Below are 20,799 nucleotides of genomic sequence, written 5' to 3'. Positions count from 1 at the left end.
ATGAATTTAAGTTCATATCATGTAAAATAGATATAAACTACTGCGATATCCTGCAAAGGAGGATTTTAATATGAGTAAGAACACGCTGCTAAAAGACGGCGAAATTGGCATTTTTGCCTTAGGTGGCCTCGGAGAGGTCGGAAAAAACACCTATGTATATGAAATTGAAGACAAAATATTCATTGTGGATGCTGGGATTTTATTCCCTGACGATTCCTTATTAGGGATTGATTATGTCATTCCTGATTACCAATACTTGATTGACAATCAGGAACGCATTGTTGGTCTATTCATTACCCACGGACATGAAGACCACATTGGTGGTATTCCATATTTACTAAAACAAGTCAAGATACCCAAAGTTTATGCAGCAGGCATAGCAGTTGATTTTATTGAACATAAAATTTTGGAACATAAAGACGTTAAACCCCCAACAATCATTGAGTTTAAATCCCATCATACCTACACTTTTGGGAATGTTGAGATATCATTCATTCGATTAAACCACTCTATTCCGGATATGTTCGGATTTGTGTTTAGAACCAAGCAAGGTATTTTATTCCATACCGGAGACTTCAAGATAGACTATACTCCAGTCGGTCCTGCTGCTGAGTATGAAAAACTCGCAGCGATTGGTAACGAAGGCGTATTGTGTTTATTATCTGACTCAACCAACGCCGAAAGAGACGGGTTAACCCCTTCTGAGCGTACTGTTGGGAACGCCATCAATGAAATATTCTCTAAGCTCTCTGGTAGAATTATCATTGCTACTTTCGCATCTAACATGTACCGTATGCAACAAATCGTTGAAGCTTCCTATAAGAACAATCGTAAACTTGCTGTATTTGGTCGATCAATGGAACGTGCTATGGAAATTGGTCAACAAACTGGCTATATCAAAGCTCCTAAAGGTGTGATTGTTTCTGCTGAAGAAATCAATAATTTCAAAGCGAATGAAGTGACTATTTTGTGTACAGGTTCTCAAGGTGAGCCTCTTGCAGCGCTATCAAGAATAGCGAATGGTACCCACCGTCAAATTAAAACCCAACCTGGCGATACAGTTATCTTCTCAAGTTCTCCAATTCCGGGTAATCAAGAATCTGTAAATAAAACCATCGACCAACTCTACCGTCGTGAAGTATCGGTAATTATTAATGGACCGGTTGCGGATACCCACACCTCAGGGCATGGTAACCAACCCGATTTAAAATTGATGTTATCTTTAATTAGACCTAAATACTTCATACCGATGCACGGTGAACACCGTATGCTTAAACACCATAAAGAACTGGCTGTTCAATTAGGTGTTGAAGCCAATAATGTACTCATCATGGATAATGGGGATGTTGCAGCGCTTAATGCTGAAACGATTCGTCATGCTGGTAAAGTCCAAGCTGGTGATATTTATATCGATGGTACCGGGATTGGCGATATCGGCAGTGCTATCATTAAAGAACGTAAAGTCTTATCCGAAGATGGCTTACTATCGATTGTTCTCACCATTGATCCTGTAAACCGTAAACTATTGACAGAACCAACCGTCATTTCTCGTGGTTTCATTTATATGAAAGGCAACGAAGAAATTACTAACGGCATTGCCTTAAAGGCGAAAGAGGTTTTAACTGCTGAGTTCAATCGCAAACAGTTTACAGAAACCCTATTAAAACAAGCGCTTGTCGATCAAATTACCGATTATGTTAAAAACCTTACACAACGTAAACCGATGTTGATTCCAATCGTGATGTCATTAACACAAAAACCAGCAATTATCTAAAGAAAAAAGGGCTTAGCCCTTTATTTTTTTGCTGTAACGACATAAGTGATGTCTTGTTTCAAATCAAATGAATCATGTGAGAAACCACCCACTGTATGAATGTCTTTGTAGCCTGCTTCCGTTAAAAGGTCTAACAAGGTTTGATACTTCAACGGGAACAATAATGTTTCATCGATAAACACTCTAAGCCCATCGGTTAAACGTGTTTTGAAATGAATCTTACTGCCATCAAACTCATAATTACGATAGAATGAATATTCTTGATTGGTCACGGTGGATAACCCCGGTAACTTCTTTTCTAAAATGAGGTCGTAGTTGATGACTTGGATAATCACTGTGCCATGAGGTTTTAAGGCGTCATACATATTCTTTAATGCTTGTTTAATTTCAGTTTCATTATCTAAATGGACTAAAGAGTTTCCGATGCAAATGATCCCTTCATATGTAGATTGATCAGTTAAATCTAACATATTTTGGATACGGAAATTGACTTTAACATTTTCCTTTTCAGCTTTTTGCTTAGCATAGTGAATCATTTGTTCTGAAAGGTCAAATCCGGTGACTTGGTAGTTTAAATGGGCCAATGACACAGAGTATTCACCCGTTCCACACGCCACATCGAGGATGTGTCCTTGTTTAAAAGCGCGATCCATAAATTGAATCACTTTTGGATTGCGTGGGAAAATTTTATCGTAATACACAGCGAAATTGTTATAAAAATTCATGGTTAAGCCCCCTTCATTTCCTTCAGTAAAGCTTCATACACCAATAAGGTTACGTTCGCATCGTCTAAAGCATCGTGTGTTTGATGGTAAGTTTCCTTATAATAAATTTCATAGGCTTTGAATAAACCTAAATCATCCGATAAGTTATAGTAGGTTTTATGAATTTGTAAAAGATTGACAAATGCGCTCGGATGAATCAAGGGTTCAACCTCATTAATCACATAGGACGCTTTTAAAGCAAGCATGTCATTTTTACCCCAAACTATGATTTTAGGATCATACATTTCCATGATATCACGTAAGTGGTCATAAAAGATATGGTAATCGACAGCAAAATCGTAATAGGTTGGGTCCAGTTTCAAGAATTTTTCTGTACGTGGAGAAATCTTCTTGTACTTGGTTGGTTTGATGTACATCGATCCGGACTTGATGACTTCACCATGAGGGCTCCTGAGTAAATATCCTGCTTGAATGACCTCTGCTTCAAAAGGACCTTTATAATACGGTGGCATGGTCATTTCTAAATCTAAAAACAATAAATAACCAAATCCAGATAAGATATTTTTCATCTGTTGTCGGATGTTTGTTAAATCATATAACATTTTATTGACTCGATAACCCGGTCTTTCAATCGACGTGAAATACGCGACTTGCCAAGCATAGCGACGGTCAATAATCTTTCTTTTATTATAAAGTTCAAAATCAACGATGTAGCCTTGATCGAGGTAGTCAAAGAACTTTCTAGCTTGAGCTTTCGTCAAATAGTAAGCTTCTTCTTTATTGTCGATGATACAAGTAAAATAATGGTTTTCCTCGTTGATTTGATGAATAACTCGTTTCATTGAACATCCTTCTTTTCTAATTGTATTAAGTGAGAAATAATCCGTTCTCTCAATGTTTCATTGATACCGATGCGTTGATAGGTCTCAAGGTCGCCCTGTTTCATCGCGTCGATCGTCACAAACGTTTCTAAAAGTTTTGTTTTTCGCTTTTCACCAATTCCTATAATACCATCGAGTTGGCTACGAATCAATGCCTTGGCGCGTGTTTGTTTATGGAATGAGATGGCGAAACGGTGTACTTCATTACTTATTTTACCTAAATAGGTATACAGATAACTCGATTTATCTAAATTGTATACATTGTTTTGATAGACTACTGCTTCTAATTGGTGCCTGTCATTTTTCTTTAAACCAATCATGTCGATGGTTAATCCTAAATCATTGAGCACCGATTGAGCGGCGGAAACCTGGCCTTTCCCCCCATCGATGATGATGAGGTCTGGCAGTTTCGTATTCTCCATCAATGCTTTTTGATAACGGCGGTAAATGACTTCTCGAATCGCTCCATAATCGTCCATTTTCGCTGCTTGTTTAATATGGTATTTACGATAGTCTGTTTTCGAAGGTTTTCCATTTTTAAATACGACCATCGCAGAAACGCTAGAGTCTCCAAACAAATGGGCGTTATCGAAAATCTCAATATGTTCGATTGCAGATAAACCCAGTAAGGTTTTGAATGCATCCTCAGCTTCTTTGGTTTTCTCTGTTTCCAATCGATTTAAATAACGATAGTTTTCAAAATCGTATTTGGCATTTTTAAAAGCCATTTCAATCAGTTTTTTCTTATCGCCAATTTTAGGAATCGAGGCTTTCTTGCCAAACATCCACTCGAGGTCTTCTAAGGCGAATAAATCGGAAAATAAGAGCTCGTCCGGCCATTTAGATTTATCTTCATAAAGTTGTAGAATATACTCATTAACTGCATCCTGAATTTGACCTACATAACTGAAGATATCCGATTTTACGTCGATGATTTTTCCTGCGCGCATCTTCAATATTTGAACAGAAACGTCCTCATGGTCACCATGAAATGCAATAAAGTCACGGTCTTGAAAATCATTTAAACTAATCAGCTGTTTTTCAGTAGTGAACTCAATCGCATCGATCATTTCTTTGTATTCCAAAGCCCGCTCGAATTGAAGTTCATCAGAGGCTTTATACATTTCATTTTTAAGGTCATCGACAACTTTTTTGGTATCACCTTTTAAGAATGCGGTGATTTCCTGAATGATGGGTTTATAGTCAATCGGTTCTTTTTTGATACAAGGTGCGAGACATTGATTTAAGTGATAGTATAAACACGCTTTTTTAGGGAGCTTGTCACATTTTCTTAATGGGTATATCTTATTGAGTAGTTTAACCGTATCTCTCGCTTTATAGACGTTTGGGTAGGGGCCAAAACGTTTACCTAAATCTCTCGTTGATTCCCGTTCAACAATCAATCGAGGGTCCTTCTCATTGGTAATGGTGATAAATGGATAGGTCGCGTCATCAATCAATTTAATATTGTATTTTGGTAGATTTTCTTTGATGAGATGGAGTTCTAAGATTAGGGATTCACGTTCGGTATTGGTTTGAACATAATTAAAATCGACAATCTCGCTTACTAGCTTGGTTGTCTTGAGATTATGAGAACCGGTAAAATAGCTTCTGACGCGATTTTTCAGATTTTTGGCTTTACCGACATAGATGATTTCATTTTTTACATTAAGCATCATATAACACCCTGGTGAATCGGGTAGGGTTTTGAGCTTTTCTTTAATCAAATCCATGTTAAACACCTCTAGTTAATTTTAACATAAAAAAAGAAAAGTAGCCATTACTCGGCTACTTTGTCTACGAATTCAACTTGGATTTTGTCTTGTAGGATCTCTTCTAAAGCAATCCCAACCGGTTTTTTGCATAACGGTTTATCAATCGAAGAATGATCATTCGATTCTTGAATGGATTTCGCTCTTTTAGCTGAAATATAGGCTAATTTATACTTTGAATCCACCTTTTCTAGTAAAGCGTCGATGGATGGGTATCTCATCCCGTCTTTGTGTTCAATCATGTTTTAGTCCTCCCTGAGTAACTTCATGTATGTGTGGATGGTTCGTTCTGTTTTCGCATGTTCAGCACGAATGATGGCCATGATGCGATCAGCCGCGTTCTTAACATCGTCATTAACGACAATGTAATCGTATTTATGGGCAAGCGTAAATTCACGATCTGCTTTTTCCATACGTTTTTTAATCATTTCTGGGGTATCTGTTCCACGTTTGATTAAGCGGTCATAGAGCGCTTTTTTGCCTGGTGGAACGATGAAGATGAATACAGCATCTTTCGCCTTTTCACGGACTTGAAGTGCACCTTCAACTTCGATTTCTAGGACAACTTCCTTGCCTAAATCGAGTTGTTCTTCGACTTTATCCAGTGGTGTACCATAGTAGTTACCTACGAATTCGGCCCATTCTAGAAATTTGCCTTCACTGATTCGCTTTAAAAATTCTTCTTTCGTGACAAAGTAATAATCCACACCATCAACCTCACCAGGACGCGGTGCTCGCGTTGTCATCGAAACCGAATAAATCAGTTCATGATTTTTCATCTCAAATAGGGCTTTACGGACGGTACCTTTACCGACACCTGATGGACCGGAAATGACGATTAATAAACCACGATCGTTTAACTTCACAGTATCCCACCTTTCTAAATTAACCCTGACTTTTATAAATTATACCCCATTATTACATAATAGTAAAGCCATATAACGATAATTTGAAAGTATACGTTTACATTTTTAAAATGGAAAAAATGGAGAGTGTGATATACTAGATGAGGGTGATTGTATGCCATTAGATGGGTATTTTATTTACCATTTACAAAAAGAATTCGAAACAAACCTCAAAGGGGTTCGTATCAAAAAAATCCGTCAGACGTCGAAAGATACGTTTGTTTTTACATACTATAAACAAGGTGAAAAACACCTTGTATTTGAGTTAAACCCTAATAAGAGTCATGTCCGAATATCACAAACCCTACCTTATGGGGAAGTCACATCGAATTTACTCAATGCACTGAAAAGACACTTGGAAAATGCCGAAATTACGAACATAACCCAATATCAAATGGACCGTGTATTGATCTTTAATTTTCAAAAGTTTGACCAAATCTTTGGGTATGCTCACTATACTGTGATATACGAAACGATGGGTCGAACCACAAATTTGATAATACTTGAAAATAATATCGTAATCGAAGCTTATTATAAACAGTTTTCAGCAGATAAACGAAGCATTTTAAATAAAAGTGAATTTATCTTCTTTCCATCAGATAAAAAGGTATTTAGTGAAACAGATCTCACCGAACTTAGAACAATCGACGATCCTAAATACTTTATGAATACGTATATGGGGTTTGCTTTAGACACTGCGAAATTCTTTGTTGAAACCAAACTTAACCCTTTAACTCTCCCGATAGAACCTACACTTATACTAGGTGAGAAAAGACAATTTTTCTCCTTCAATCCAAATACAGGCCAGGAATCCAAAACCTATCCAACACTTTCTGCCTTACTTGAGGCATTTTATACATTTGAAACACCAAAGTATATGGATCTAGAAAAACTGATTGATAAAGAAATCAAAAGACTGGATTTGAAGCTCAATAACCTCTTTGGAGATTTGGAACAAAATCGTACTTTTGAAGCATCAAAACAGCTTGCTGACGACATCTATACTCACGCTACAGACCTACAAGCGAAGGTTAGTCACTTTAAAGAGATTCCATTAGACCCTCAAAAGACGCTTAATGAACATGCTCAAAGTCTTTATCAAAAGTATCAAAAAGCGAAAAAATCGATTCTACCAATAGAATCACAAATTACTCAAACGAAGGCTTATAAAACCTACTATCAAGATATCAAAGATCAACTGTCTATTTTAAGTTCAAACGATTTAGATGACATTAAAAAAGAACTGAGTGAAGTTGGATTAATTAAACTTAAAATCAATCCAAAAAAGAAACCGGCTAAACCTACACTTCTATTGGTTAAAGGTGAGGACTTTGAAATATATATCGGAAAGACTTCCGAACAAAACAACTACCTCACAAATACATTCGCTCAACCAAACGATTATTGGTTTCATGTTCAACAAGGACCTGGAGCTCACGTTGTTCTAAGAGGGGCTTTTCACGAACAATCTTTAAGATTATCTGCCATGTTAGCTGCCTACCATAGTCCACAAAGAAAATCCTCTTCAATTCCTGTCGACTATACAAAAGTCAGAAACCTAAAAAAAATTAAAGGCCTTCCGGGGTATAACGTTACGTATACCAACCAAAAGACCATATATATCGATATTGATGAGACCAAAATTCTATCGCTTTAGCCAACAAGCATATCCATTTCAACATAGGTGACAACATTGGTTGTCTCCTTTTTATTTTCGAGCATCGCAACTGCGGTTAAAATCCCAATACGACCGATAAACATATTTATGATGAGAATCATTTTTGAGAATGCACTAAAATGAGGAATCAATCCGAGTGATAACCCAACAGTTCCGAAAGCAGATGCAACCTCAAAACCTATTTCCATAATGGTCCATCGATTGGGTTCAATGATAGATATGAATAAGGTAGACATCATGACTAAGATTACAGCCAACGCAAAAACCATATAGGCTTTTCTTACGGCTTGTTCTTTCATGGCTTTACCTGCAAAGAATACTTGCTTACGGTGTCTACCAAATGATATCAGCCCAGCTGATAATAAGAAAAATGTTGTCATTCGGATACCACCACCAGATGAATTTGGTGCAGCTCCTATAAACATTAGCATTGAGAAGACTAAACGTGTCGCTTCTGTCCAATCGTTAATATTCGTATTGTAAAACCCAGCACTTCGTGCATTGTTGGTCATAAATAATACATTCATTAATATGGTTCCAACAGGTTGTCCTTTCATCGAGTTTTCATACTCCATCACAAAGTAAATTACGGCAGATAAAATCCAAAAAATGAAATGACTTATAATAAGCAGTTTAGAAATAAAAGACATCTTATACTGTTTACGATGAAGTTTGTTTTTTATAAATAAGACTAACTCAGCTAAAGGCCAAAACCCTACACCACCCAAAAAGATAATGATCATGGTCATAATTTGTGGTAAATAGTATCCTTCAAAAACCATAAAGCTTTGATTACCCGGTAAAAAATCAAACCCCGCATTCGCAAAACCAGCTGCGGCCAAGTAAACAGATTGAAATAATGATTCTAAAAATGACGCTTCAAAAGGTTGGACGACATAGATGTAAATTGTCATGACAGCAATATAGATAATTTGAATGATTCCTACTGCAATCATCGCATTCGTAATGAGTCGAATAATGCCTTTAACTGTAAATTGATTTTGTTCTGAAGCAATCAAATTTCGTTCTTTAAGTGATATCTTTTTTCCAATAATGACCCAATAAGATGCTACTAGCATCATGATGCCTACTGCACCTATTTCAAGAATAAAAATTGAAATGACACCGCCCAGCAAATTAAACGTATCACGTTGTGAAACTGGTGATAGTCCGGTTGAGGAAATCTGAGACACTGATATGAATATCGCATCTAAGAAAGATAACCGAACTCCAGGGTTTTGAGTGATTGGTAACCACAATAAAAATCCGCCTATAAGGATGGTTATAAGATATATAGTGAAAATTGATCTTGCGGGGGTCACGAAGAATACTTTTTTTATTTTTCTAGATAAATCCATATGACGCACCTTCTTAACAGTGCTAATTATAGCATATTGTCTATTTTTTTTAAACAAAGAGTGATTTCTAAATAAGCATTTGGTTTGTTTTAAATAAGTATATGGGGTACAATATAGGTGTTGAAGGAGGAATTTTACACTATGAAATTTGAATTACCTAAATTAGGCTATGCTTATGAAGCATTAGAGCCAGCAATTGATGCAAAAACAATGGAAATCCATTATTCTAAACACCACAATGCGTATGTTACAAACTTAAACGCAGCATTGGAAAAACACCCTGAATTTAATTTACCACTAGAGGCATTCTTAAAAGACCTTAACTTGGTACCAGAAGATATCCGTATGGCTGTTAGAAATAATGGTGGTGGACACTTTAACCATATGTTATTTTGGGAAATCTTAACGCCAGGTGGCGCTAAAGCACCTAAGGGCGCATTATTAGTAGCAATTAACGCAGCATTTGGTTCATTTGACGCGTTTAAAGAAGCTTTTGGTAACGCAGCTAAGACCCGTTTCGGTTCTGGTTGGGCTTGGTTGGTTAAAACCTCAAAAGGTTTAGTCGTTACTTCTACACCTAACCAAGATACACCACTTGCTGAAGGTACTCCAATCTTAGGCATTGACGTTTGGGAACATGCTTATTACCTAAACTATCAAAATCGCCGTCCTGATTATGTAGCGGCCTTCTTCTCAGTTATTAACTGGGATGTTGTAGAAGCAAAATTCAACAAAGCTTAATAGTTAACCTATTTAAAAAACACACTAAAATTTGGTGTGTTTTTTTTAGTTATGTATGTTACAATGATTTTAGGAGGATATCATCATGAACAGTAAAGTTTTAAGACGTCGTGCCTGGGACAAACTTTCAGGTAACTGGGGAACCCCAATCGCTGTCAGTTTGATTTATAGCATTATTATAGGTGCAATCAGCGCAATCGGACAAAGAGTACCCCTTGTATCATTAGCATCCATCGTCGTGGCTGGTCCACTCGCGGTTGGTCTAGCGGGCTATTATATCGATTTTGTAAGAAGCAAGAATCCAATGTTTGAAAGATTATTTGATGGCTTCAAGAATTCTTTCGCAAACAGTTTAGTACTTTCGTTACTACAAACATTATTCATTATTCTTTGGTCATTATTATTCATCATTCCAGGGATTATTAAGGCACTTGCTTATTCGATGTCAACCTATTTAATGGCTGAAAATCCACAAATGACCGCTACCGAAGCATTAGATGAGTCTCAACGTTTGATGAAAGGTTCTAAGATGGACTTATTCATTTTACACTTATCCTTTATCGGTTGGTATTTACTTGTAATTGTCACACTAGGTATTGCAGCAATCTGGGTTGGACCATATGTTCAAGCTGCTACTGCTGAGTTCTATATTAGCTTAGTTGGTAATAAAGAAGAAACTGTGGATGCAGAATTCACAGAAAAGAAAGACGAAGAAGACTCTTTCGATTCATTCTTAAAATAATCAAAAATAAAACAGTTCAATTTTGAACTGTTTTTTTATCGACTTATTTGGTTGCAATCACAGCGTAATCGCCATCTTCACGGATGTAAGCGACATTGACTTGATTAGTGGCTTCATTTAAGAATACGTAAAAATCATGACCGGACATTTCCATTTCAATTAATGCTTGGTCAACGGACATTGCAGCGAGTTTAACTTCCTTGTTTTTAACCAATTGGGAAGCCAAGATTTCTTTTTCGATGGATTCCGTTTCAAATTCTTCAGAGTAAACCTTCTTTAAGCCTTGTTTAATCAGATGATTTTTAAGTTTTTCTTTGTGTTTCTTGATTTGGGTGATGAGTTTATCGACAGACTTGTCGATAGCTGTGTACATATCCTGATCGGATACTTCAGCGCGAAGAATGATGCCTTTCGCTGGGATAGTGACTTCGACTTTATGGTGATCTTTATACACCTTCAGAACAACTCTTACTTCAAGAATCATGTCTGTGTCGAAAAAGGAGACGACTTTGCTTAACCTTTTTTGGCAATAATTTTTGATTGCCTCGGTAGGTTCAAAACCATTTTTTCCAATGATATCATATTTCATATATGAATCCTCCCTTACACCTATATTATACCATGAGTTTATGAGGGAATAAGGAAATGATAAAAATATCACATAAGTCCAATTGGTCTAGACATTCGTATAATGTCTTATCTAACGTTTCAATCCAAATCAAAATGTCACTTTGTTTTCGGTGATTTAAGTACAGCAATAACACCTTTAAACTTTCATCCAAGTAGGCTTCTTCTTTAATTGGCACTTCTTCTATAAACAATGTATATAAATATAGTTGATAATTTGAAATTGGAATGACTTCACGTTTTATGCGAACGGGATATCGCTTTTCACAACTTTTGCATCTTAATTGTAAGGGTTCTTCAAATAAAGTAGAAAGTGTTCTTCTTGGATAAAAGTGCTTACGACATTGATAGCATTTCATTTTCATCACCTATTTGATATCTACCAAATGAAATTAAGAAAAAAAGAAAAGAGGCATCATTTATTAAATGACACCTCTATACTATTAATGTTCTTTGTATTTTTGAATGATACCGTCAATTAAATGTTGTGGTACTTCTTCATAACGGATAAATTCACGTTGGAAGATACCAGAACCTTGAGTGATTGCCTTTAAGTCAATGATGTATTTTTGAACTTCGGACTCTGGTGCTTCTGCTTCAATGACTTGACCTTCATCAGATTGACTCATGCCCATGACACGGCCGCGACGCTTGTTCATATCGCCCATTACATCACCAACATATTGATCTTTAACCGTGATATACATCTTAAGAATCGGTTCAAGGATGGTCGGTTGAGCTGTCTTAACAGCTTCCTTAAAGGCAAGGTTCGCAGCAAGTTTGAATGAGATTTCATTTGAATCGACTGGATGGTAAGACCCATCAAAGAGTGTCGATTTCACAAAGATCACTGGGAATCCCGCAAGTGGACCATGTTCAAAGGTTTCAATTAGGCCTTTTTCAACTGCTGGGAAGTAGTTTTTAGGGACAGAACCCCCAAAGACTTCTTCGGTAAATTCAAATTCTTTATCGGATGGTTCAAAACGGATGAATACGTGTCCAAATTGACCTGCACCACCAGATTGTTTCTTATGTTTACCTTCACCCTCAACTTTACGCTTGATGGTTTCACGGTAGACAACCTTAGGTTCTTCGGTGGTGACTTCAACTTTAAATACGGTTCTCATTCTGTCGATAATAAAGTTGATATGGGTCATCCCTAAACCACCTAATAATTGTTGTGAGGTTTCTTTATTACGTACGATTTCAAAGGATGGGTCTTCAATATTTAAACGCGCTAGCGCGTAAGAAATCTTGTCTTCATCTGCTTTATTTTTAGGATTAATCGCGACATAAATGGTTGGTTTTAAGGTCTTAGTTGGTTCGTATACGATTGGGTTTTTTGGATCGGAAATGGTATAGCCTGTATGAATATTTTCAAGTTTAGATACCGCTACAATATCGCCCGCGTGAGCCAGTTCAATTGGGAATTGTTGTTTACCTTGAAGAGCAAACAACGCACCGATTTTTTCTTGTTTTCCGGTATTGCCAATTAGGATATCTTGACCGGTTTTTAGGGTACCTGAGTTAATTTTAATGATGTTGATTGCACCTACAAATGGGTCAATTGTGGTTTTAAAGACATAGCCTGAGAATGGTTCTTCATCTTTGGTGTGTCTGACTACTGCTTCTTCAGTTTTTGGATTAACACCTTCTAAAGCCCTAAGTTGATCCGGTTGTGGTAAAAATTTGGCTAGCATACCAAGCATTGTGCGTATACCGATGTTTTTCACTGCAGAACCAACGATAACTGGTGTTAATTCACCATGGTATATTCCATTCTTAAGACCTTCATTGATTTCTTCTTCAGTAAGTTCTTCACCACCAAAAAATTTTTCAAGAAGTTCATCACTGGTTTCAGCAACGGATTCCATAATCATGCTGCGTAATTGTTCGATTTTTGGTTTCTTTTCGTCCCAAATTGGTGCATCGTGTGAAGTCGTACCATCATAAATACGCGCTTTCATTTCGATGACGTTGACGAACCCTTCAAAGTTTTCGTTGCGTCCAATTGGCCAACAGAATGGTACAGCTTTTTTACCTAATTTAACACGGATACTTTCTAAAACATCTTCAAACTTGACGTTTTCTTTGTCCATTTTATTGACGAAAATAACCGCTGGAATATGCATGTTGCGGATTTCTTTCCATAGACGTTCAGTGCCTACTTCAACACCTTTAGATGCATCAACTACAAGGACAGCACCCTTAACTACAGAAAGCGATTGTTTGATTTCATTGTCTAATTCATCGTTACCCGGGACATCTAAGAAATTAAGTTTGATGCCATTGTACTCAATAGGGATGATACTTGTCGATAAACTGCCTTGTTTCACTTTTTCTTCATCCATAAAATCGGATACGGTGTTCTTAGCTTCTACGCTGCCACGTGAACTAATTGCGCCGCTTGAAAATAATAATGCTTCAGTAATGCTGGTCTTTCCTGATCCTAGATGGCCTAGGATGGCAATGTTCCTGATTTGGTTTGTATCATAAACCTTCATATCATTTTCCTCCTTGAAATCGGTTTCACTACTTGATTAAATTATAACATAATGCCTTAGATTTGCGCATCTCTTTTTTATTGTCGGAAATGTGATATAATTTCAGTGGGTGAAACCTATGGAAAAACGTTCTGTCAAACTCATCAAATGGTATCAAAAATCTGTCTCCCCTAATAAGCACTTTGTGTGTAGACATAAACCGTCTTGTTCAAATTATGCATTAGGGTGTTTTGAGCGTTTCAGTTTCCCAAAAGCCATGTTCTTAACCACTAAGCGTGTACTGACATGTAACCCACTATTTAAGCCTAAATACGACCCTGTTCCAGAGAAAAAAGTAAAAATCAAGAAAGATGCTTCTAATTTATAATTCTATTTAAAAATATTATAATTTCATTTGAATACACCCTCCATTTTGTTTATCATTATGAATGAAAATGAGGTGTTTTTTTATGCCTAAATGCGATGAACAAAAATTACGTTTAGATCAACTCAAACCAGGTCAAAAAGGTCGAGTACTGACGATTGATTCAGCTACTAAAGAAATTAAAAGACGACTGCTTGATATGGGTGTAACACCAGGGGTTATCGTCGAGATAAAAAGGATTGCGCCTTTAGGGGATCCATTTGACATTAAAATTCGCGATTACGATTTATGTATCCGTAAAGCTGACCTCGCTTTTATTGAGGTGCACCCTTTATGAGAATTGCGTTAATTGGTAATCAAAACAGTGGTAAAACCACACTCTTTAATGCTTTGACTGGAGCTAATCAAAAGATTGGCAACTGGCCTGGGGTGACGATTGAACAAAAAGTAGGTGTGATTGCTGAAGGGAAGCATGAACTCATCGATTTACCCGGGATATATTCATTGTCTCCTTACACCTTAGAAGAAGCCCTTTCTAGAGCATTTTTGATTCAAGAAAGACCTGACTTAATCATTAATATTATCGATGCGACCTCTATTGAGCGCAGTTTATATCTCACTACCCAATTAATGGAACTCGATATCGATTGTATTATTGTTTTAAATATGGCCGATATGTTAGAGAAAAAGGGCATTTCGATTCATGTGGAAGCCTTATCGAATTTACTGAACACAACGGTTGTTCAGATCTCAGCTTTGAAAAAATCAGGTTTAAAAGAATTGATTCATGTCATTCAATCAGGCGATTATATCAAACACGAAACTAAACCGATATTTAAACCGAACGTTGAGAAAATCATATCCCATTTAGAACATCAAATTCATCAACCACATGCGCGTTTTATCGCTATTAAGTTACTTGAACAGGATCCAATCATCGAATCTCAAGGACTTGATATTACAAAATGGATTAAGCCGTTAGAACAAAGTTATCAGCATGACATTGAAACAATTATTGCGATGGGAAGATATGATTTCATCGAAAATGTTAAAAAACAGAGTTTTGTTCGACTCCACCATGGGGACCCCATGACTGAACGATTAGACAAAATATTCTTAAATAAATATCTCGCTTTACCAATCTTTGCTCTGATCATGTTTGTAATCTATTATTTATCTGTGGGTGTTGTTGGCAGTTTAACCGTCGATTTTATTGATGGTAACATCTCCCTATTTAGCGGATTCATATTCGATTGGTTAACCTCTATTGGTGCATCGAATTGGTCAGCGTCGCTCGTTTCAGATGGGATGATTGCTGGGGTTGGAGCAGTCCTAAACTTTGTGCCTCAACTGATCCTTCTTTTCATTCTAATCAGTCTTTTAGAATCCACTGGATATATGACCAGAATTGCTTTCTTCCTAGACCGTTTGTTTAAGAAATTCGGATTATCTGGTAAATCCTTGATTCCATTCATTTTAGGATCGGGTTGTAGTATTCCCGGAATTATGGCTACACGCACAATAGAAGGTCAAGATGAAAGACGGATGTCCATCATGTTGACACCTTTCATTCCTTGTAGTGCAAAACTTCCGATAATTGCATTATTCGCTGGTTTTTTCTTCCCCGAACATTCTGGATTCATATCCTTCAGTTTATATATGCTATCGATTATGATCATATTGTTGTCAGCAATTATTATGAAAACCTTCTTCTTCAAAGGGACCCCATCTGCATTCATCTCGGAATTACCAAATTATAAGTTACCCGATTTAAGATATACAATAAGAGATGTTTATGACAAAGTATTTGAGTTCATTGAAAAAGCCGGTACCATCATTCTAATGTCCTCGATTATCATATGGTTTTTAACTTCCTTTTCATTTAGATTAGAATACGGTATTGATGTCAATCAATCGATTCTCTCTTATCTCGGTAGAGGATTCAGTTATCTATTCTATCCGATGTTAGGTGATTTATCTTGGGCGACATCTGTATCAGCGATTCAAGGGTTAGTAGCGAAGGAACAAGTCGTTTCTTCAATGGCTATAATCGGTGGATTATCCGCAGATATTACCGAAGGCAACATCATTTTGAACGCACCTATCTATGCATTCTTTACACCTGCATCAGCTTACGCTTTTATGGTATTTAATCTATTCTCTGCGCCTTGTTTTGGAGCGATTGGAGCCATGAAGAAGGAACTAGGTTCCACTAAAAAGATGTTCCAAGCGATACTCTTCCAAACAGGACTCGCTTATGTGCTAGCTATTCTTATTTACCAATCATTAACGTTTTTAGGAGGTTTAAGATGAATCTTATTGATACTCTAATTTTAATATTTGTTCTCGGTATCTTCCTTGGTATTGCCTATTATCGCTTTGTACAAAAGAAAACGGGTTTAGGCTGTAACTGTAGTTCTAAGAAAACCTGTACATTAAAAGTAGATTCGATTAAAGCGATCTTTGAAGACATTAACACAAAAGAATAAGGCTAAGCTTTTGCTTGGTCTTTTTTTACGAAAAAAGGGCAGTTCATTTCATTATGAACGCCCTTTTATACGATTGGATTATACTGTTTTGTTTCGTTTTGAAGCCACCCATTTAATCAATTCATTCACGATGAATGGGATTAGAGATAGGATGATGACAATATCCCAGTCAGCGAAGTTAAGTGGTGCGACTTGGAATGCATCGTTGAAGAATGGAATGTTGATGATCGCAATTTGAAGGATTACACCAATAACCAACGAACCTATTAAAGTTTTATTCTTGAATACACCCACTTGAAGCAATGTTTTGTGTGAACTTCTGAGTGAGAACGCATAGAATAGTTGTGAGAAGGCGAGTACAACAAAGGCCATTGTGGACGCGTGGATGAAAGCTGGTTCGCCGTGTGCAACTTGACCAATTTCTGTGAATGATATGCCTTTTTCGAATAAGCCAATGATGAATGCAAAAAGGGTTGCTAAACCAATTAAAATCCCACCAATTATCGCACGTTGACCAGCTCTTTCAGCAAAAAACGATTCTTTCTTATCACGTGGTTTTTGTTTCATAACATCTTCAATGGATTCATCTAGACCTAAACTAATCGCAGGTAGTGTGTCGGTGATGAGGTTAATCCAAAGGATTTGGGTCGCAAGTAATGGTACTGGCCAACCAAGTAAAACAGAGATGAAAATCGCAACGATTTCACCAAAGTTACAGCTTAATAAGAAGATAACTGCTTTTTTAATATTGTTATAAATGATACGCCCTTCTTCAATCGCATGAACGATGGTGGTAAAGTTATCATCGGTTAAAATCATGTCTGCAGCATTCTTCGATACATCTGTACCTGTAATACCCATCGCAACACCAATATCAGCGCTCTTTAAGGAAGGGGCATCGTTAACACCATCACCCGTCATCGATACAATGTAACCGAGTTTTTTAAGGGTTTTAACGATTTTAACTTTATGTTCAGGTGAAACGCGTGCAAAGACTTTATAGTTACGAATATTCTTTTCTAATTCTTCGTCACTCATTTGGTCTATTTCACTACCCGATACGGTTTGATCCATGGTTTGTGCAATGTTTAAAGTTTGAGCAATCGCGAGTGCTGTGTTGCGGTGGTCACCCGTAATCATGAGCACGTCGATGTGCGCTTGATGTGCTTGATTGATAGAGTCTTTAACTTCAAGACGTGGTGGGTCAATCATACCAATTAAACCAATAATCACTAAATCATTTTCCATCGTTTTAGCGGATAATGCTTCTTTGGTTGGTCTAAATGCTGCTGCTAAGACACGAAGAGCCTGTAGCGACATATCGTTAGCAGCGTTTTGTAGTTCAACAATATCTTGATTGGTAATCGGTCGAATTTGACCTTGATCATAAATGTGCGTAGTCACTTTTAGCAATGAATCTAAAGCACCTTTGGTATAGACTTCATAACCATCATCAACTTGGTTAAGCGTTGACATACGCTTACGATCTGAGTCGAATGGTTTTTCATCCACACGTGGGAATTGTCGGTCTAAATCGGATTTTTCGATATTATTTAGTTGCGCAAGTTGAACCAACGCAATTTCGGTTGGGTCGCCTGTTGTTAAGGTCGCATCATTACACAAGTTAAATGCTTCAATGAGTTTTTGTTCTTCTTCATGAATTACTAAGGACTCTACTGGTTGTAACCCGTTTTTAGTATATACATGAGTAACTGTCATCTTATTTTGAGTCAATGTCCCAGTTTTATCCGAACAGATGATATTCACAGAACCTAGCGTTTCAACTGCGGTTAGTTTCTTAACAATCGCATTTTTCTTAGACATTCTTGTGGTGCCTAGTGCAAGCACTATCGCAACAATCGCAGCTAATCCTTCAGGAATCGCTGCAACTGCTAGGGATATGGAGGTAACGAACATTTCAATCAGTTCTTTACCTTGTAAAATGCCTAAACCGAATATGATCGCACAGATGACTAAAGCGATAATCCCAAGCATTTTACCAAGTTCTTCTAAACGTTTTTGAAGAGGGGTCATTTCAGTGTCTTCTTCTTCTAGGATTTTCGCAATCTTACCCATTTCTGTGTGCATCCCAGTGGACACAACAACCGCTTCACCACGTCCGTAAGTAACCAGTGTGGATAAGAAAGCCATGTTGTGTTGATCTCCAATTGGAACTTGGGCTTCAGGTAATTGATCCTTCGCATTTTTCTCGGAAGGGACCGATTCCCCAGTTAAAGCGGATTCTTCAATTTGTAGATTTGAACTTTCAATCAATCTTAGGTCGGCAGGAATGAATCTACCTGCATCTAATAAAACAATATCGCCCGGTACTAATGTTTTTGAATCAACTTCAACAATCTCACCATCCCGTCTAACCAGTGTTTTTGGCGAGGTCATTTTTTGAAGAGCTTCAACGGCCTTCTCTGCTTTATATTCTTGGAATACACCAATGAACGCATTGATAAAGACAACAAGCATAATGATGATTGCATCCGTAAATTCGGTATGCCCTTCCCAGTAGCTTGCAACGATGGTTAAGATTGCTGCTGCAATCAACACATATATTAAAACGTCATTCAGTTGTTTGAAAAAGAGTTTAATCAAACTTTTTTTCTTCTTAGGGGTAAGTTGATTTAGCCCATGTTGTGTGAGTCTTTGTTCGACTTCATGGGTACTTAATCCCGTTTTAGGGTTGACACCTAAAGTCTCTACTACACTACTAATTGATTTTGAATACCACATATTTTTTATCCTTTCTATAAATAAAAGACCATACTTCTTCCGAAATATGGTCTTGCAATTCAAGATCGAAACCATGCCCGGGATTAACTCCGTATTGACGAACATGATGATAATTTACATTATTTGCTACTCCCCATGAGTATGATTCAATTATAAATACGTATTTATTGTAATACAAACATACGATTAAATCAATGAATTCTTTTATATTAATGTTGTGAAGGGTGATCGCTTGGAATTGCAACCGGTTCTCTCTTACCATGGAATTCACGCAATTCACCGGCAAAATTTAGACTTCTACGCATTAAAAGTGGAGCGAAGAATTCAAATATTAAGACGGCTGTTAGGATGACACTCTTGATTTTTGGATCATCTAAAGCAATGACCGCGATGGTCGCTAGACCAATTTCAATGCCCCCTTGAGTAAGTATGGAGGTTGGTAAATAGCGTTTTACAATGGTTTGAGATTTGGTTATTCGAGTTCCTATGAAACCTGCTAATAGTTTACCACCCGCATGGCCAACCGCATAAAGTACTGCAAAAGCGCCGTATTGAACTAACATTGAGATTGATAATTCAGCGCCTGCAATTACGAAGAATGCGATGAATAGTGGCGGAATGAACTCATCCACTGTAAGGGTTTGAAACTTGTAAGTTTCTTTATCAATACTGTTGGTGAAAATGAAGCCTAAAACAAAGGTTGTAATGACATAAGGTGCACCGAGTAGGATCGACCCAACCGTCGCGGATAGAACAAAGCTCACTGTAAACACTAAGTACATTTCGTGTTTCGCATGTCGTTGGAACTTCGTAAATAAATGGTGTTGTGCATAAATCATCACTAAGGATAACATCACACCAAGTAACATCGCGATACCGATATTTTTAAGCGGTTCTAAGATTTCGTTAAATGTAATGGCACTGTTATCTTTTAAATTAACCGCAATCACCAATGTAAATAGGAAAATGATGACACCGACGACATTATCAAACCCAACAACAGAATACAATGTATCTGTGACTGCACCTTTAGAACGATGCTTCTTCGTGATTTCAATCACAGGTGCTGCAGCGGTTGCGACTGAAATCGCAGCGATGATCAATGCGCGCCAAATGGGTTGATTGAAAAGCATGAACAGTCCAAATGTGAAACCCATAACAAATAGGATTTCAAGACCCAAGACAATTAAAACTTCTTTCAATCGAGCTTTAACTTTAGGCCACCAGAGCAGTGTCCCTAATTGGAAGGTAATAAAGCCTAGTGCGATATTTGTGACAACATCTAACTTTAACACTTGTTCGTGTGTGATTAGGCCCACACCAGACAATAACATCCCTGCCACAATATAACCTGTGACTTCAGGTAGGTTTAAGCGCTCTGCAATTTTACCAAACAAAAGTCCAGTAATGATCATCAGTGCTAAATAAAATAAAGTGATATAAGCCCCGTCTAAATTGAGTGTGACGTTGGCCAGTACATTTAACATGAATACGTTC

At 37.2% G+C, this 20,799-nt stretch carries 19 protein-coding genes; 8 read left to right on the top strand and 11 right to left on the bottom strand.

The window, feature by feature from the left end; translation table 11 throughout:
* Positions 1-70: 70 nt before the first annotated feature.
* Positions 71-1,774, top strand: coding sequence for a ribonuclease J (locus tag N7603_RS02605; protein WP_262095775.1), 1,704 nt, complete (start codon positions 71-73; stop codon positions 1,772-1,774).
* Positions 1,775-1,794: 20 nt separating this feature from the next.
* Here the strand turns inward: N7603_RS02605 and N7603_RS02600 are convergent, their stop codons facing one another.
* From N7603_RS02600 to gmk, 5 genes are read right to left on the bottom strand one after another with little or no spacing between them, the layout of a single operon-like run.
* Complete coding sequence (locus tag N7603_RS02600) at positions 1,795-2,499, bottom strand: class I SAM-dependent methyltransferase (protein WP_262095774.1); 705 nt, start codon at positions 2,497-2,499, stop codon at positions 1,795-1,797.
* Between the two features lie 2 nt (positions 2,500-2,501).
* Positions 2,502-3,341, bottom strand: coding sequence for a 3'-5' exonuclease family protein (locus N7603_RS02595; RefSeq protein ID WP_262095773.1), 840 nt, complete (start codon positions 3,339-3,341; stop codon positions 2,502-2,504).
* Entirely contained in the window at positions 3,338-5,113 is a 1,776-nt protein-coding gene (gene uvrC, locus N7603_RS02590) for an excinuclease ABC subunit UvrC (RefSeq protein WP_262095772.1), read from the bottom strand. The genes N7603_RS02595 and uvrC overlap by 4 nt, the downstream gene beginning before the upstream one ends.
* Positions 5,114-5,160: 47 nt before the next feature.
* A complete protein-coding gene (gene rpoZ, locus N7603_RS02585) occupies positions 5,161-5,394 on the bottom strand; it encodes a DNA-directed RNA polymerase subunit omega (protein ID WP_262095771.1) in 234 nt (77 codons plus the stop codon).
* A gap of 3 nt (positions 5,395-5,397) precedes the next feature.
* Positions 5,398-6,018 carry a guanylate kinase gene (gene gmk, locus N7603_RS02580; protein ID WP_262095770.1) on the bottom strand — a complete coding sequence of 207 codons (621 nt, stop codon included), beginning with the start codon at positions 6,016-6,018 and terminating at the stop codon, positions 5,398-5,400.
* A gap of 154 nt (positions 6,019-6,172) precedes the next feature.
* Here gmk and N7603_RS02575 point away from each other — a divergent pair, with 154 nt between their 5' ends.
* A complete protein-coding gene (locus tag N7603_RS02575; protein ID WP_262095769.1) occupies positions 6,173-7,714 on the top strand; it encodes an Rqc2 family fibronectin-binding protein in 1,542 nt (513 codons plus the stop codon).
* Here the strand turns inward: N7603_RS02575 and N7603_RS02570 are convergent.
* Positions 7,711-8,994, bottom strand: a complete 1,284-nt coding sequence (locus tag N7603_RS02570) for a potassium transporter TrkG (RefSeq protein ID WP_262095768.1) — start codon at positions 8,992-8,994, stop codon at positions 7,711-7,713. The two genes, N7603_RS02575 and N7603_RS02570, sit on opposite strands and share 4 nt — an antisense overlap.
* Positions 8,995-9,234: 240 nt before the next feature.
* Here N7603_RS02570 and N7603_RS02565 point away from each other — a divergent pair, with 240 nt between their 5' ends.
* Complete coding sequence (locus N7603_RS02565; RefSeq protein ID WP_262095766.1) at positions 9,235-9,834, top strand: superoxide dismutase; 600 nt, start codon at positions 9,235-9,237, stop codon at positions 9,832-9,834.
* A gap of 85 nt (positions 9,835-9,919) precedes the next feature.
* Positions 9,920-10,576 (top strand): DUF975 family protein, encoded by a 657-nt coding sequence (locus N7603_RS02560; protein ID WP_262095764.1) that lies wholly within the window; start codon positions 9,920-9,922, stop codon positions 10,574-10,576.
* 43 nt (positions 10,577-10,619) lie between these two features.
* Here N7603_RS02560 and hpf read toward each other — a convergent pair whose 3' ends face one another.
* The 3 genes from hpf to fusA all read right to left on the bottom strand — a co-directional run bounded on the left by hpf (position 10,620) and on the right by fusA (position 13,707).
* The gene (gene hpf / locus N7603_RS02555) at positions 10,620-11,165 is read right to left on the bottom strand and encodes a ribosome hibernation-promoting factor, HPF/YfiA family (RefSeq protein WP_262095763.1); all 546 of its coding nucleotides are present in this window, start codon (positions 11,163-11,165) and stop codon (positions 10,620-10,622) included.
* Between the two features lie 25 nt (positions 11,166-11,190).
* Positions 11,191-11,562, bottom strand: a complete 372-nt coding sequence (locus N7603_RS02550; protein WP_262095762.1) for a hypothetical protein — start codon at positions 11,560-11,562, stop codon at positions 11,191-11,193.
* An 84-nt stretch (positions 11,563-11,646) separates the two neighbouring features.
* Positions 11,647-13,707, bottom strand: a complete 2,061-nt coding sequence (gene fusA, locus N7603_RS02545) for an elongation factor G (RefSeq protein ID WP_262095760.1) — start codon at positions 13,705-13,707, stop codon at positions 11,647-11,649.
* 118 nt (positions 13,708-13,825) lie between these two features.
* Here fusA and yidD point away from each other — a divergent pair, with 118 nt between their 5' ends.
* From yidD to N7603_RS02525, 4 genes are all read left to right on the top strand, one after another.
* Positions 13,826-14,074, top strand: a complete 249-nt coding sequence (yidD, locus tag N7603_RS02540; RefSeq protein WP_262095759.1) for a membrane protein insertion efficiency factor YidD — start codon at positions 13,826-13,828, stop codon at positions 14,072-14,074.
* A gap of 82 nt (positions 14,075-14,156) precedes the next feature.
* Entirely contained in the window at positions 14,157-14,408 is a 252-nt protein-coding gene (locus tag N7603_RS02535) for a FeoA family protein (protein WP_262095758.1), read from the top strand.
* Complete coding sequence (gene feoB, locus N7603_RS02530) at positions 14,405-16,384, top strand: ferrous iron transport protein B (protein WP_262095757.1); 1,980 nt, start codon at positions 14,405-14,407, stop codon at positions 16,382-16,384. The genes N7603_RS02535 and feoB overlap by 4 nt, the downstream gene beginning before the upstream one ends.
* Positions 16,381-16,560, top strand: coding sequence for a hypothetical protein (locus tag N7603_RS02525; RefSeq protein ID WP_262095756.1), 180 nt, complete (start codon positions 16,381-16,383; stop codon positions 16,558-16,560). Before feoB ends, N7603_RS02525 begins: the two co-directional genes overlap by 4 nt.
* Positions 16,561-16,638: 78 nt before the next feature.
* Here the strand turns inward: N7603_RS02525 and N7603_RS02520 are convergent, their stop codons facing one another.
* Positions 16,639-19,302 (bottom strand): calcium-translocating P-type ATPase, PMCA-type, encoded by a 2,664-nt coding sequence (locus tag N7603_RS02520; RefSeq protein WP_262095755.1) that lies wholly within the window; start codon positions 19,300-19,302, stop codon positions 16,639-16,641.
* A 209-nt stretch (positions 19,303-19,511) separates the two neighbouring features.
* Positions 19,512-20,789 (bottom strand): cation:proton antiporter, encoded by a 1,278-nt coding sequence (locus N7603_RS02515; RefSeq protein WP_262095754.1) that lies wholly within the window; start codon positions 20,787-20,789, stop codon positions 19,512-19,514.
* Positions 20,790-20,799: the final 10 nt, after the last annotated feature.

This window comes from Paracholeplasma vituli, from assembly GCF_025446935.1.
Taxonomy (GTDB): Bacteria; Bacillota_I; Bacilli_A; order Acholeplasmatales; family UBA5453; genus Paracholeplasma; species Paracholeplasma vituli.
Note: the sequence above shows the minus strand (reverse complement) of the source record. Positions and strands in the feature narration are given on the sequence as shown.